This is a genomic window from Flavobacterium sp. (assembly GCF_050696275.1).
In the GTDB taxonomy this organism is placed as follows: domain Bacteria; phylum Bacteroidota; class Bacteroidia; order Flavobacteriales; family Flavobacteriaceae; genus Flavobacterium.
Window position 1 is genome coordinate 26808 of sequence record NZ_JBOGUT010000020.1, and the last position, 15731, is coordinate 42538.

12 protein-coding genes are annotated in these 15731 nt (G+C 35.0%); 1 reads left to right on the forward strand and 11 read right to left on the reverse strand.

Translation table 11 applies throughout. The features are described from left to right. Window positions 1–137 precede the first annotated feature (137 nt). From ACRDEC_RS11110 to ACRDEC_RS11130, 5 genes are all read right to left on the reverse strand, one after another. Window positions 138–1325: an aspartate aminotransferase family protein gene (locus ACRDEC_RS11110; protein ID WP_431498413.1), complete on the reverse strand. Its 1188-nt coding sequence runs from the start codon at window positions 1323–1325 to the stop codon at window positions 138–140. Between the two features lie 45 nt (window positions 1326–1370). Continuing rightward, entirely contained in the window at window positions 1371–3029 is a 1659-nt protein-coding gene (locus ACRDEC_RS11115) for an OstA-like protein (protein ID WP_431498414.1), read from the reverse strand. Between the two features lie 79 nt (window positions 3030–3108). Beyond that, window positions 3109–4929, reverse strand: a complete 1821-nt coding sequence (locus tag ACRDEC_RS11120; RefSeq protein WP_431498415.1) for a chloride channel protein — start codon at window positions 4927–4929, stop codon at window positions 3109–3111. 85 nt (window positions 4930–5014) lie between these two features. Further along, a complete protein-coding gene (locus ACRDEC_RS11125) occupies window positions 5015–6286 on the reverse strand; it encodes an adenylosuccinate synthase (protein ID WP_431498416.1) in 1272 nt (423 codons plus the stop codon). 30 nt (window positions 6287–6316) lie between these two features. Next, window positions 6317–6769 (reverse strand): Fur family transcriptional regulator, encoded by a 453-nt coding sequence (locus tag ACRDEC_RS11130; protein ID WP_431498417.1) that lies wholly within the window; start codon window positions 6767–6769, stop codon window positions 6317–6319. Between the two features lie 678 nt (window positions 6770–7447). On the opposite strand from ACRDEC_RS11130, the gene ACRDEC_RS11135 reads away from it, so the two are divergent. Continuing rightward, complete coding sequence (locus ACRDEC_RS11135) at window positions 7448–8125, forward strand: hypothetical protein (protein WP_431498418.1); 678 nt, start codon at window positions 7448–7450, stop codon at window positions 8123–8125. A gap of 74 nt (window positions 8126–8199) precedes the next feature. On the opposite strand, the gene ACRDEC_RS11140 is transcribed toward ACRDEC_RS11135, so the two are convergent. The 6 genes from ACRDEC_RS11140 to ACRDEC_RS11165 form a co-directional block, all read right to left on the reverse strand. Next, window positions 8200–10419 (reverse strand): RelA/SpoT family protein, encoded by a 2220-nt coding sequence (locus ACRDEC_RS11140; RefSeq protein WP_431498419.1) that lies wholly within the window; start codon window positions 10417–10419, stop codon window positions 8200–8202. A gap of 73 nt (window positions 10420–10492) precedes the next feature. After that, complete coding sequence (locus ACRDEC_RS11145) at window positions 10493–11281, reverse strand: TrmH family RNA methyltransferase (protein ID WP_431498420.1); 789 nt, start codon at window positions 11279–11281, stop codon at window positions 10493–10495. Window positions 11282–11313: 32 nt separating this feature from the next. Then, entirely contained in the window at window positions 11314–12645 is a 1332-nt protein-coding gene (locus ACRDEC_RS11150) for a DUF58 domain-containing protein (protein WP_431498421.1), read from the reverse strand. A 19-nt stretch (window positions 12646–12664) separates the two neighbouring features. Continuing rightward, entirely contained in the window at window positions 12665–13672 is a 1008-nt protein-coding gene (locus ACRDEC_RS11155) for an AAA family ATPase (protein ID WP_431498422.1), read from the reverse strand. A 40-nt stretch (window positions 13673–13712) separates the two neighbouring features. Continuing rightward, window positions 13713–14918, reverse strand: a complete 1206-nt coding sequence (locus ACRDEC_RS11160) for a DUF4350 domain-containing protein (protein ID WP_431498423.1) — start codon at window positions 14916–14918, stop codon at window positions 13713–13715. Further along, window positions 14918–15730, reverse strand: coding sequence for a DUF4129 domain-containing protein (locus tag ACRDEC_RS11165; RefSeq protein ID WP_431498424.1), 813 nt, complete (start codon window positions 15728–15730; stop codon window positions 14918–14920). The genes ACRDEC_RS11160 and ACRDEC_RS11165 overlap by 1 nt, the downstream gene beginning before the upstream one ends. Window position 15731: the final 1 nt, after the last annotated feature.

The window sequence follows — 15731 nt, forward strand, 5'->3', positions numbered from 1 at the left end:
AAAACGATTACTGTATCCTGATAGCCCCGAAACATCGGGATGAATCCTTTCTCATTGTCAGAAATCTTCGTTGAGACGAAAATAGTCCAGAACAAAGAAGCAGGTGACGAATAACAGGAATAGTTTCGAATAAAAAATTAAATTCCGTCTATTACTTCATTCATAGCCTCAATAATGATGCCACAACCTTCGATAATTTCGTCTTTTGTAATCGTTAAAGGTGGAGTGATGCGAATGGCGTTGCCTTCAAAGAGCAGCCAGAACAATATAAGCCCTTTATCCTGACATTTGAAAATGACCTGATTAGTAATTTCAGGACTTTCTGTCATAGCGGCAAGCATCAAACCTTCACCACGGACATCTTTGATTAATGGATGAACTAACAAGTTACGAAATAATTGTTCTTTTTCCAATGTATCCTGCATGATATTGGTTTCAACCAATTCCTGTAAAGTTGCCAGACAGGCGGCAGCGATTACCGGATGGCCTCCAAAAGTTGTAATATGGCCCAATTTAGGATCATGACTTAATAAATCCATGTGAGATTCATTTGCAGTAAAAGCACCTACAGGCATTCCGCCACCCATACCTTTACCCATTACAACTACGTCTGGAATGATATCGTAGTTTTGGAAACCGAATAATTTTCCGGTACGGCCAAACCCAGGTTGGATTTCATCGAGAATCATCATCGCCCCAACTTCATCACAACGTTGGCGTACTTTTTTCAGGAAACCATTGTGTGGCTGTATAAACCCAGCACCACCTTGGATAGTTTCTAAAATAATCCCAGCAGTTTTAGTCGTTATTTTTTGTAAATCATCCTCATTGTTGAAAGTAATAAAATCAACATCTGGAATCAGCGGACGGAATATTTGCTTGCGTTCTTCAAATCCCATCACACTCATCGAACCCATTGTATTTCCGTGGTATGCGTTGTGGCAAGAAATCAATTGGCTTCTTCCCGTAACGCGTCGGGCAAGTTTTAAAGCACCTTCTGTTGCTTCGGTTCCGGAATTAACCAGATAGGTTTTGTTAAGTTTAGCCGGCATGTTTTCAGCCAATAATTTGCATAATGCTACTGATGGATCCTGTGCGTATTCTCCATAAACCATTACATGAGCGTATTTGTCCAACTGGTCAACAATGGCTTTTTTAACTCGGGGATGCTGGTGACCTAATGTACATGCTGATACTCCGGCTACAAAGTCCAAATATTTTTTTCCTTTAGTGTCGTATATATAGGAACCTATGGCATGTGAAACTTCCATGCCCAGTGGGTGAGGAGAAGTCTGTGCCTGGTATTTGTAGAAATCGTTTAGCATTGCTGATGCAGTTATTCGTTAAGGGTTATTAGAAGAAAGTAGCAACTATTTTCCTTTCTTTTTTATCGGAGTTTTTTTCACAGGAGCCGGTTTATCGTATTCTAATGTTTCTTTTGAAGCTTCCATAGGAATATTAGGTTTAAGTTCTTCAGCCTTGATTTCTTTTTGAATTTTTTCGTCAATTTCGAGTTCTTCCTTTGGAAAAATGTCTTCTTTGGAGAGAATTTTTTCATCTCCACGCCAAATAAAACCTCTCAGCAAACGCGTATTTTCAGGCAATTCGGATTCTGTATAAATGGTTCCGTCCGGTTTAGTAAAGAAAGTGATGGTTTCAATATCATTTCCATCGAGAATCATATTAATTCTGCTGCTTACATTTTTATTGATTCCAATGAGTTCCTGCTTGTCATTTCGCATATAATACAAGACCTCGGTATTCTTAATGATATCAACTTCATGGAGTTTATTGTCTTTGAATTTTCCAAATAAATTTTGGCCTTTTACCTGATTGTATCCGGTCCCAACAGTGTCTTTAGAAATAATAAAGGCATTGTTCAGTACTTTTAAAGAATCCATTTTCTCCGTTTTACTATCAGAAATTAAGTGCATTACATCTCCTGTCATCTGATTATCTCCATTCCAGAAAATCGGTTTTCCAATCATTTGGGTCAATCCTGTTTTCTGATTGTAATGAATGGAATCGCACTTTCCACTCATGTCTTTTTTATAAAAACGGGCATTATTTGAACCTCGGATAATTCGGTTTTCAGGTTTTCCGGTAACCAGTAATTTTTTAGCATGGAAAAACACTGAATCTTTTTCAAACAAAGTAATTGCTACAGCCTTTTTAGTAATAAACATAGAATCTTTCTGCTTATATACTTCGGCATAATGTCCCTTTACCACAAAATTATTGATGGTGTCTGTTATTTTTACATTGTTTTTGGCTCTGGCAAAATCGAGTTTTCTGTCATAATAAATATCATTTCCTTCAATCAGACGATCCTTGTATTTTATTCTGGAACCCTTTAATAATCTGCCTTCGTCTTTTTTTGTGTCGTAAAATCCCTTTTCGGTATAAATTGTATTGGTACTTGATGTTATTGTTGATGGTCCAAAAACATAGGCATGGCCGGAATTGGTATAATAATCCAAATGGTTGGTTTTTATCGTTTGTCTCGGATTAGTTACCGTAACAGCAGTTTGAAATTGAAATTTCTTCTGATTTAAATAATAATGCCCTGATTTACTGGTTAATGTGTTTTCCGGATCACGAATAGTTCCACTCGTGTTGTAATAAGCTTCTTGCGAATTTCTGTCGAAATTAATCGTGTCGGTTGCCAATGTCATTTTTGGATCCCGCATGATTACATCTCCTGTTGCAATAGCAAATTTGGTGTTACCATTGTATTCGGCATATTTACTATTCATAAAAAGCGTGTCACCTTGTATCATTTGAACATTTCCAAATGCTTTTACAAAATTAGAATTTCTGAAATGATATGCTTTATTACAAGTCATTCGAACGCCTTCATGTACAATGCGGACATTGCCAGTAAAAACAATGGCTCCCGGAACTTCTTTTTCAGTAATGTCAAGAAAATCGGATCCTTCAATAATTATTTTTTTTGTGTCTTGCGCCCAAAGAGTGACCTGACTAAAGAATAATAAGAAGCAAACAAGACGAAAATATAGTGTATTCAATGGAATTTATTTTTTTCAAAATTAACTAAAATAAGAAAACTAACCTTTTTATTAAGAATAATTTATAAAGTTAATCCTTTTATTCTATGACAAGTTCTTTCAGTTTTTTACGGTATTCTTCAAGGATGTCTATTTTTGAAACAAAGCCAAAGAATTTCCCATACTTGTTTACAGGCAAAACGGTTTCATTGGCATTTTCAAATTTCTCCATGATAATTTCCATACCGTCATCAAACTCAATACAGTTTTTCGGTTGAAACATTACCTCGTTAATAGAAGTGTATTTTACTTTAAAAGGACTGAAAATAAGTGGTCTGATCGTTTCAAAATCAACTATGCCAAGCAGTTTGTTTTTGTCGTCTAAAACCGGAAATTGGTGTTGGTTGGTAGTGGCTAAATTTTCAATCAGATTTTCCAGAGAATTATTTAAAGAAATGGTTTTAACATCCGTTTGAACCAAATTCAGAAAATCAATACTTTGCAATACGTTTTTATCCTTATTACTGGTGAAAACGTCTCCTTTGTCTGCTAATGTTTTGACATCCATTGAATGTTTTTCAAATCTTTTTGAAACCGCGTAACTTATTGAAGATACAATCATTAAGGGAACCATTAAATCATAACCACCGGTAATTTCACCAATCAGGAAAATAGCCGTTAATGGAGCATGAAATAATCCACTCAAGATTCCTGCCATTCCAACTATAGTAAAATTTGCAACAGGCAAAGCATTGGAAATACCCAAAAGGTGCATAGATTTTGCTACAAAAAAACCTAAATAGGAGCCTACAAAAAGCGAAGGAGCAAAGTTTCCGCCATTTCCGCCGCTACCTAAAGTTAATCCGGTTGCAAACGATTTCAGCAGCGCTGTGACTCCTATGAAAATCAATAAAATCCACTCGTTGCTTTTGTAATTTTCAAGTAAAGTATTGTCTAATAAAGTTTCAGGATGGGTATCGGATAATGTTTTAATGCTTTCATAACCTTCACCGAAAAGTGTTGGAAAAAAGAAAATCAAAATAGCCAAAAGAGAGGCTCCGAATAGTGCTTTTTTATAAACATTTTTCTTAAATCCGCCAAAGAAATGTTCCACTCTTCCAAAATTACGGGCATGATATACCGAAACGAAACCGGCTAATATCCCAAGTAAAATATAATAAGGTGTATTGTAAAAGTTAAAAGTAAGTTCTTGCTTGAAACTCAAAAGTATATCCTGACTTAAAACAATCTGTGATACCAATGCTCCGGTCGCAGCTGAAATCATGATAGGAATAAAGGCCGAAATACTGACATCGGTTAAAATTACTTCAATAGCAAATAAAACTCCGGCAATAGGCGCATTAAAAGCGGCTCCGATACCTGCCGAAACGCCACAGGCCAAAAGAAGGATTCTGTCTTTTTGCGACAGCTTGTATTTCTGAGCAAAATTAGAACCAAAAGCCGCTCCGGTAATTACAATTGGGCTTTCAAGTCCCGCGGAACCTCCTAATCCTACGGTTAGTGAACTCGTTATTATTTGGGCATACATTTGTTTTCTAGGTACAATTCCGCCTTTTTTGGCTACAGCATAAAGAATTTTAGAACTCCCTTTTTCTAATGAATTGTCAAGAAACTTTTTGATTACCAATACGGTAAGCAGTATTCCTACAATAGGCAAAATACTGTTTATAAACGGAAGTTTTAAGTAGCTGTTAATGTAATTTGCGAACAAAAAGACATTGTGAGCAAAACTTTTTAAAACGATTACAGCAAACGAACATGAAATAGCAATGACGACACAGGAGAGATAAATGAAATTTCGCTCTGATAATAATTCTTTAGCTAAAAAGAAAATGGTCTCAAAACGGCGTATTATTTTTCTAAAAAATAACTGTATTGTTGCAGAATTTCGGGTTGTCATTTTTGGATTTTTAGTGGAAAGCAAATATACTTTAAAGAATTCAATGGAAAAAAAACGCCTTGATAAATCAAAGCGTTTTTTACTATTATTTCATAATGGTTTGTTTTCTGTCCGGTCCTACCGAAACAATGGTAATCGGAACTTCAACTTCTTTTTCTATGAAAGCGATATACTCTTTTAATTCTTTTGGCAATTGATCATAGCTGCTCATTCCGGTTAAATCAGCATTCCAGCCTTTAAATTCGGTATAAACAGGAGTAATGTTTTCCGGTTCGATGTTGTAAGGCAAATGTGTGATGTTTTGACCTTTGTAGTTGTATGACGTGCAAACTTTTAAGGTTTTAAAACCCGAAAGAACATCACCTTTCATCATCATTAATTGTGTAACACCATTTACCTGAACAGCATATTTAAGCGCAACTATATCCAACCAGCCACAACGTCTCTGACGCCCCGTAACCGATCCAAATTCGTTACCTACTTTAGCCATTACAGTTCCGGCATCTTCAAAATCTTCTGTTGGGAACGGTCCGCTGCCTACACGAGTTGTATATGCTTTAAAAATACCGTAAACTTCTTTGATTTTATTTGGAGCAATCCCTAAACCAGTACAAGCTCCAGCTGCTGTTGTGTTTGATGATGTTACAAATGGATATGTTCCGAAATCTACATCCAGTAAAGAACCCTGAGCACCTTCGCAAAGGATTGATTTTCCTGCTTTTTGAGCCTGATGTAAATATTCTTCAGAATCAATGAAAGTTAATTTTTTTAATTCTTCAATAGCTTCAAAGAACTCTTTCTCCAGTTCAGAAAGATTGTATTGGATCGACACATCGTAGAATTTGATCATTTCTTCATGCTTGTTAGCCAATATGCGGTATTTTTCCTTGAAATCTTCTAATTCAATATCTCCTACACGAATTCCGTTTCTACCCGTTTTATCCATGTAAGTTGGGCCAATTCCTTTTAGAGTAGAGCCAATTTTAGCTTTTCCTTTCGAAGCCTCAGAAGCAGCATCAAGCAATCTGTGCGTCGGAAGTATTAAATGCGCTTTTCTCGAAATGATTAATTTCGATTTCAGATCCAGGTTGAATTTAGCCAATCCGTCAATCTCTGATTTGAAGACTACAGGATCAATTACAACTCCATTTCCAATTATATTGATATTGTTTTTATGAAAAATCCCGGAAGGAATAGTTCTTAAAACGTGTTTTATTCCGTCAAATTCTAGTGTATGTCCGGCATTTGGTCCTCCTTGAAAACGTGCAATAATGTCGTATTTTGAGGTCAATACATCGACAATTTTTCCTTTGCCTTCATCTCCCCATTGTAATCCTAGTAGTAAATCTACGGTCATTGTGTTGTGTGTTTATTTATTATTGTGCAGTTATTTTTTTCTGTTTGCGTAAAAGTACAAGGAGTGATTTTGAATATCGATGTTAAAGATTTCTTCCATCGTTTTTTTGATGGTTTGAATTCTCGGATCGCAAAATTCGATGACTTCACCATTATCCAGCATGATGATATGATCGTGCTGCTTATCGAAGTATGATTTTTCGTAATGTGCCTGATTCTGACCAAACTGATGCTTACGTACCAAAGCACAATCTAAAAGAAGTTCAATGGTATTGTACAAAGTGGCACGGCTCACACGATAGTTTTTGTTTTTCATTTTGATATACAAGTTTTCTATATCGAAATGCTCCTCGCTATCGTATATTTCCTGAAGAATAGCATAGCGTTCAGGCGTTTTTCGGTGGCCTTTGTTTTCAAGATACATTGTAAAAACGTTTTTTACAATCTCCTGATTGTTAGTATTGTCTGTAGCTATAAGTGTCATATCCTGCAAAGATAATGAAATTGTATTAAAGACAAAAGTGTAATCAGCTATGAATTATAAGTTTTAGTTAGCAGTATCATTTTGCTTCTGTAACCGAATATTTCCTTCTGTGATTGTCTATTGCACTTCTGTGAAAGTTCATTTCGCTTCTGTAACCGAATATTTCCTTCTGTAATTTCCTATTTCGCTTCTGTGACTGTTCATTTCACTTCTGCAACCGAATATTTACTTCTGTAATTGTCTATTTCACTTCTGTGAAAATACATTTCGCTTCTGTAACCGAATATTTCCTCCTGTAATTGTCTATTTCACTTCTGTGAAAATTCATTTTGCTTCTGTAATCGAATATTTCCTTCTGTGATTGTCTATCTCACTTCTGTGAAAGTAAATTTCGCTTCTGTAATCAAATATTTCCTTCTGTGATTGTCTATTTCACTTCTGTTAAAATTCATTTCGCTTCTGTAACCGAATTTTTTCTTCTGTAATTGCCTATTGCACTTCTGTGAAAGTTCATTTTGCTTCTGTTATTGCATATTTCATTCTGTAGCACTCTATTGTACTTCTGTGACTGATTTTACATTTACATCGAAAGGAAAATTGTAAGAAATAACTTAAAATTTATGATGTTTTTTCTTATAAAAACTTTATTTTTGAAACTCAACCTTAAAATAAATCAGAATGGCTCAAGGAGTTAAATTAAGAATAGAAGAGTATGTGCCTATGGGTACATTTTTGAAGGCAAGTTTTGTCAGGGACAGAACAGAACTGGCAACACGTTTTAGCGAATTTACCGCAGAATATGAAGAAGAGTTTACGACACAGTTGGAGAAAGTAGATCAACTGGAACAGTCGCTAAAATTGACCAATGAACAAAAGAAAGTGACACAAAGTTTGTACGAGCAGGCTGATGCTTTAAATAATGAGTTGAATTTTTTATCTTTTTATTTTAAGCGGGCAGCGCTTGATACCAGTAATTTGTCTCAGCTAAAAAAAGACCTGAGGGTAAAAAATATTGAAGGTGCCTGTTATAAAATGGAAGGTTTTGTACAATATGTTTCTGAAAACGAGGAGGTCCTTGTAGAGAAAGGAATGAAGACAGGGTTTGCGGACACGCTTAGGATAGTAAAACAGGATCTTGCTGCAAAAAATGCTTCCCAGAATGAAATTATGGATATTAAAAAGCAGTTGTATGAGGACAATACCAGAGAGTACAGAAAACTATATACTTATATTACAACTATCGTCAGTGCGGGTAAGATTATGTATGCTAGTGTAAATAAACTGGACGAATATACTTTGACCAGGCTTATTTCCAGAATGCGGGTGCTGAAAGGGGAAGAAGCCGTTACTGTTTAAACTGTTTTATGAAAAAGCCCGCTGTGATGCGGGCCTTTTTTGTTAGTGAGAGATGTTTGTTTTATAGTTAATTGCTAACTATTATAAACCCTCGTTACTTTATCTACACCGTCAATCTTTTTGATGTTATCAATCAATTTCTTCAATACCGTGTTGTTAGGTACAATTACAGCCACAGTTCCGTTGAAAATACCAGCTTCACCGCTCAATGAAATACTTTGAATGTTTACATGCATATTGTTTGAAATTACACGGGTCAGTTCATTGGTAAGCCCTAAACTGTCCATTCCTGTTATTTCGAGAATCGCTTTAAAATCCTGTTGAGAAGAATCAATCCATTTGGCCTGCATAATTCTGTAAGCATAATTGGACTGCATACTGATCGCATTGGGGCAATCCCGTTTGTGTACTTTGATTCCCTCATTTATCGTGACAAAACCAAAAACAGGATCTCCGGGAATAGGGTTGCAGCAAGTAGATAATTTATAATCCAGTTTGTCCTGCTCAACACCAAAAACAAGCATGTCATAACTGCTTGAAAGTTCATTTTTCTGAACCAGCTCCGGATTTGCAGACGGACCTCTTTTTATTTTATTTTTAAAGAAATTGATGAAAGAATTGCTTTTTTGAGCTGCAAAATCTTTTAATTGCTGATTATCGATAGACCCGATTCCAACCCTGTAAAATAAATCCAAGCTGGTTTTAAGTTTCAGGAAGGCAACAAGTTCATTGATGGTCTGCTCATTTAAAGTGATTTTTAAATGCTTTAATTTGCGGCTTAATGTTTCCCTTCCGTCTTCAGCAATTTTCTTTGTGTTTTCGTTGAGAACGTTTCGGATTTTATTTTTAGCTCTGGAAGTAGTTACATAATCAAGCCAGTTTATAGTAGGTTTCTGATGTTGAGAAGTAATAATTTCGATCTGATCACCGCTTTTTAATTCGTGGTTTAGCGGAACTAAACGGCCGTTAACACGGGTTCCACGGGTTTTTATACCAATTTCTGAGTGAATACTAAAGGCAAAATCGAGAGAGGTAGCTCCTTTAGGCAATGATTTGATTTCTCCTTTTGGCGTAAAAACATAGATTTCTTTGGCGTACAGATTCATTTTGAAATCTTCTACAAAATCTACGGCATTGGTTTCTGCATTTTCAAGTGCTTCTTTCAGTAAATTCAGCCAAACGTCTAAACCGCTTTCTTCATTAGCGCCTTGTTTGTATTTGTAATGGGCTGCATATCCTTTTTCAGCAATTTCATCCATTCGTTCGCTGCGCACCTGAATTTCTACCCAGCGTCCCAAAGGTCCCATAACGGTAATGTGCAATGCTTCGTAACCGGTTGATTTTGGTGAAGAGATCCAATCCCGTAATCTGCTCGGACTTGGACGATAATGATCTGTTACGACTGAATAAATTTTCCAGGCTAAGAATTTTTCGTCGTGCGGATTGGACTTGTAAACAATTCGTAAAGCAAATTTGTCATATACTTCATCGAAAGTCACATTTTGTGCCGCCATTTTTCTGCGGATAGAATAAATGGATTTTGGACGCCCTTTAATGATATATTCTACCCCTTCGTCGTCGAGTGATTTCTTCAAAATATCGGAAATACTTTTAATGTAAGCATCCTGTTCTTCTTTGGTTTCTTTTATTTTACTTACAATATCGTTATAAATTACAGGTTCAGTATATTTTAGACCTAAATCCTCCAGTTGGGTTTTAATATTGTACAAGCCCAATCGATGGGCGAGCGGTGCATAAATATAGAGTGTTTCCGAAGCGATTTTAACTTGCTTGTAATCGACCATGGAATCCATGGTTTGCATATTGTGAAGTCTGTCAGCCAGTTTTATGATAATTACACGAACGTCATCGTTGAGCGTTAACAACATTTTTCGGAAGTTTTCGGCCTGCATCGAAATGTTCATGTCTTTTTTGACCTGAGAAATTTTGGTCAGCCCTTCAACTAACTGGGCGACTTTCGGATTAAATAATTTCTCAATATCCTGAACGGTGATATCAGTATCTTCAACTACATCATGCATTAATGCGGCAGCTATAGCAGTGGCACCAAGGCCAATTTCGCCAGCTACGATTTTTGCCACAGCAATAGGATGGAAGATATAAGCTTCTCCCGATTTACGGCGTTGATCCTGATGCGCTTCAACAGCAACATCAAAAGCTTTTCGTATTAGTTTTTTATCTTCAGGGGAAAGGGTCTGATAACTTATTCGAAGTAACTCTTTGTATTCTTGGGCAATCGCTTTGTTTTCTTTTTCTATATCAATTTCAACCATGGCATACATCTTCTATTCTCTAAAATTACAAATAACTACTGAAATACGCAAGATGTTTAATTTTTGACAGTTACTAAAAACCTCGTTGCCTTTTTGCTTCAAAAATAAGTATGGCAGCGGCAACTGAAACATTCATGGAATCGATTTCTCCCTGCATCGGAATTATAATGTTTTGAGTAGCATTGTCTCTCCATTCGTCAGAAAGCCCTGTAGCTTCTGTTCCTACAACAAGTGCTGTGGGTTTGGTATAATCCTGCGTGTGATAAGAAGTCGAATTTTGCAATGTAGCCGCGTAAATATTGATTTTTTTTGCTTTCAGAAAATCAATAATTTCTTGTGTTGTCCCTGAAGCAATCTGGTTTGTAAACAAGCAACCTACGCTTGAACGAACAATATTTGGATTAAATAAATCACCTTTAGGATTGGCGATAATGACTGCATCAATATTCGCAGCATCAGCGGTACGGAGCATGGCGCCGATATTTCCCGGTTTTTCAGGAGCCTCAGCAACAAGAATCAATGGTTTTTCAGATAATTTAAGGTCAGATAATGCCAAAGATTTGGTTTTGGCTACAGCCAAAATACCTTCGGTTGTGTCCCTGTAAGCTAATTTTTGATAAACATCTTTTGATATTTCGATTAACTCGACTGTCCGACCGGCTAATTTAGTAATCTGATTTTCAGAAATTAAATCGGATAAAAATAAAATGGTTTCAATTTCATAACCGCCTTTTGTGGCCAATTCTATTTCACGCTGTCCTTCAATTAAAAAAGCTCCCGACTGTTTTCGGGCTTTGGATTTTTCCTGTAGTAAAACCAATGATTTTATAAATGGATTTTGGGCTGAAGTAATTTGTTTCATTTTAAAGCGTCAAAAGTGGCACGGGTACAAAGTTACAAAATTCCTCGGGCCTTTATTTCCAAGTACTTATTAATTGTGTCCAAAGTAAGATTTTCAGGTTGTGTAAGTACAGAATAAATACCGTATTTTTTTAATTCGTTTACGATTAATCTTTTTTCGAAAGCAAATTTTTCGGCAATAATTTTGTCATAAACCTCCTGAACATTGTCCGATTTTTTATCTATAAGCTGGTTTAGTTCCGTATTGTTAAAAAAGACTACTACTAGCAAATGACTTTTCGCAATCCCTTTTAAATAAGGTAATTGACGATGCAATCCATCTAAAGTTTCGAAATTGGTATATAAAATGATCAAACTTCTGTGGTTGATATTTTTTTTAATGTCAACATATAAACGACTGAAATCGCTTTCAAAAAAATCTGATTTGATATTGTATAAAGACTCAAGAAATTTTGACATTTGTGAAGAACGCTTTTCAGCAAAAACCCGGTTTTCCACTTTTTTGGAAAAGGCAAACATTCCGGCTTTGTCTTGTTTTTTCAGAATTACATTCGACATTACCAAAGTAGCATTAATAGCATAATCGAGTAAACTCAGGCCATTAAAAGGCATTTTCATGACACGGCCTTTGTCAATAACCATATACACAGACTGTGATTTTTCATCCTGAAACTGATTGACCATCAGCGAATTTTTTTTGGCTGTGGCCTTCCAGTTTAACGTTCTGATATCATCGCCAGGAACATATTCTTTGATTTGTTCAAATTCCATGGTGTGGCCAATTCTGCGTATTTTTTTTATTCCGTATTGAAATAAATTATTTGAAAAAGCGAGCAAATCGTATTTTCTTAATTGGATATAAGAAGGATAGGTAGGAACCATCTGGTTTTTATCAAACGTAAATCGTCGGGAAACAATTTGTAAAGGTGAGGATACATAAACGTTTAAATCTCCAAAAGAATATTCACCGCGTTCTGTTGGTCTCAAAAAATAATTGATTTCATCTTGCGAAGAAGCTTTTATTTTTCGTCTGATTTCGAAATCTCTAATTTGGAATTGAAAAGGAATTTCGTCAATGATTTTAATAGAAATTGAAAAAGTATAGAAATTTTTTACATTGATATTTATTGGGTTTTCATCTCCGTTTGATAATTTTTCGGGAGTGATTCTGTTGGCTTCGATTCCGTTTTTGGCAAAAAACAAAATCAGGATATCCAAAGCCAAAAAAGTCAGTAAAATCAATAAAATATACCACGTCATATTGTACAGTGCAGGGAAAATAAAAGCACATGCAAATAGGGTAATAACTCCGCATAAAGCGTAGAAAAAGAGATTATTGAGGTATAGTTTTTTAAAGAAATTCAATTTGTTTTTTGTTTAAAGTTTATCTTGGAATTTCAACGGTTTCAACGATTTGTTTGATAATTTCGATACTTGTAATACCTTCCATTTCTCTCTCAGGTGTAACAATAACGCGGTGCTGTAAAACCGGAATTGCTGCATCTTTAATGTCTTCCGGAGTTACAAAATCGCGTCCGCGAATGGCTGCGAAACCTTTAGAAGCATTTAGAATAGCAATTGAAGCACGCGGTGAAGCTCCTAAATATAAAAAGGCATTTTCACGGGTATTCACGGCAATTTTAGCAATATATTCCACTAAATCATGCTCTACAACAATCTGTTTTACCAATGACTGGTAATTTTTGATGTCTGAAGCAGTAAGTACTGTTTTTATATTTTCTAATTTTCCGTGGTTTTGCAATAAGTGTTCACGCTGAATAATTACAATTTCTTCCTCCAGTTTAGGGTAATCGATAGCTATTTTAAATAGAAAACGGTCCAATTGTGCTTCAGGCAAACGATACGTTCCTTCCTGTTCGATTGGGTTTTGAGTGGCAATTACTAAAAATGGAGTGTCTAAAATAAAGGCATTGCCATCAATGGTGATTTGTCTTTCTTCCATTACTTCGAAAAGGGCAGCCTGTGTTTTAGCAGGAGCTCGGTTAATCTCATCAATAAGGATTAAATTGGAAAAAATGGGTCCTTTTTTGAATTCAAATTCCGATTTTTTTAAATCAAAAACAGACGTTCCTAAGATGTCTGAAGGCATCAAATCTGGTGTAAACTGAATTCTGCTGAAACCAATTTGCATTGTTTTGGCCAATAATTTAGCCGTGATTGTTTTGGCAACACCCGGAACACCTTCCAGTAAAACGTGACCATTTGAAAGTATGGCTACTAATAATTGGTCTATCATTTTCTCCTGACCAACAATTACAGTTCCAAGTTCTTTTTTTATCGTAGTAATACTGTCTAAAAGAGGTGTTAAGTTTATTCTTGATTCGAAATTTACGTTTTCGGTTTGCATTTCCGTATTGGTTATATCTTCCATAATTTTATTTTTCTGATTTTATTTTTCAAAAACTTTTGAGTTAGTGATTTGTTATTTTTTCAATTGCATTATTGATCTGGATTAAATCTGCTTCAATACTGTCGTTTGGACTTCTTCGATGTACGTTGATTAAAAACACTACTTTTTGAATATCAGTAATGCTTTTTCCTGATTTATGATGTAATCTTTTTACAAAATCATCATCAAGTTGTGAGGTATCTATTAAGTATTCGTTTCTGATTTTCTCCAGGAAATAAATAATTTTTTTATCGATTATATTATCATGATCTCCTTCCTGATAGTATAAATTCCCGATAGTTCTGATAAAATCTACCGTAGTGTTAGTCAATGGTTTTTTTATTGGAACAATCCGTTGTTTTCGTTTGGCATTAAAAATTATAAAAACAGCAATTCCTATTAGTGAGATCCACCACGCCCATTTAAGTGCTTGCTGGCTCAAAATGTAACGCATAGGAGAGTCTGAAATAACTTCTCCGTTTTGACCTTTTGTGTACCAGTAAATAGTTTCTTTTGGAATATAAGAAAGCACTTTTTCAGCATATTCGTGATGATCGGCTTTCAGTAAATGGAAATTCGTAAATGCGGCAGGCTGGGTGTGAAGCAGGAATGCACCATCATAATATTTTACTTTTATGAAGTTTGCTCTGGTCGAGTCACCACTTTGATACCCTAAAACAGTGGTGTTTAAAGTGTCAATTTTAGAAAAATAGGCATTGCCTATTCCTTCGGTTATTTTGTATTTTTTTGTTCCTAGTTTTTTGTTGGCAACCCAATTGTAAATACTGTCTTTATATTTGTACTCGAGGTTTGTTTTTATTTTTAAAGAATCCAGTAAAAAAGCCGGTAATTCTTTAGAACTCAAAAACACAGTGTTGCCATAACTGACATAACTGCATAATTCTTCGGCAGATTGCTCGTCTAAATCTGAGAATTCAGAAATATTCAGAACTGTTCCTTTTACGGTATAGTTGTTTGAAATAGTATCTTCATAATCGAATTTGTCATTTAGGAATTCGTAAGGTGTCACATTTACTTTTTCAATTTTCTGATTTTTAAAAAAAGAATTTGCTTCCTTGTCAAAAACATATAACCCAAAAGGAGTTTTGTCTTTTAAAGAATAAGTAGGTGTCCAATTTATAGGTTTTGGAGAATTTATATCGATAATTACAATGCCAATCATGAGTAAGACCAGAAACGCAATGTATATTTTAACTGCTTTACTCATTATCGGATAGTTTTTAAAGTGTTATCGAAAGTGTTTTTTGCCTTTTCGAAAGTCATATCGTCCAAATCAAATTCGCCGTACCAAATATAATTGTAGAGGTAAGAAGAATAAGAGAAATCATCTTTAAGTTTTGGGTTTTTTATTTCATATAAATAATCAGAGTTGGTTTTTTCAATATCCCAAATGATAATTTCTTTTGCTGCCATTTTTTGGAGCAGCCAAAGATAATAGTAACGAATTACCAGCCTTTTTTCATCTGATTCAAGGGCTTGCTTAATTAGTTTTTCAAAATCTGCATTTTTGATGTTTTTTTCTACATCTTCGTAATGAATTATTTTCTTATCGGAATTTCTTCCAAAAACCCACTGTCCTTCTTTGTTTAAAACTGATTTTGCAATAAGATAAATTACATAAACAACAATAAGTACAGCAATAATTTTTAGCAGAAGTTCAACAAAATTCATCGAAGCTTCATTGTCTGTGAAACTAAAAAGACGTTTGAAAATACCGGATAACCATTCTTTGAATCGGTCCCAGGCATTTTTTTCTTTCGATTTGAATTCGTAAACAAAAACTTCATCGTTATATTTCGACTTGAATTTTTTATCAAAAGCCCGTGCTTCAATTTTAGCAGTATCAATTAAAATGTTGGATACTGTATAAATAACTTTTTCAGGTTTTGTTATTTCAATAGCATTTGATTTGGCTGTTGCCAAAGAATCTCCTGCACCATAACTGATGAAAGGCAAAAACAGGAAAAGACAAATAAGTTTATTCGTCTTTTTTATGCAAGCTGTTAAAAATTGTAACATA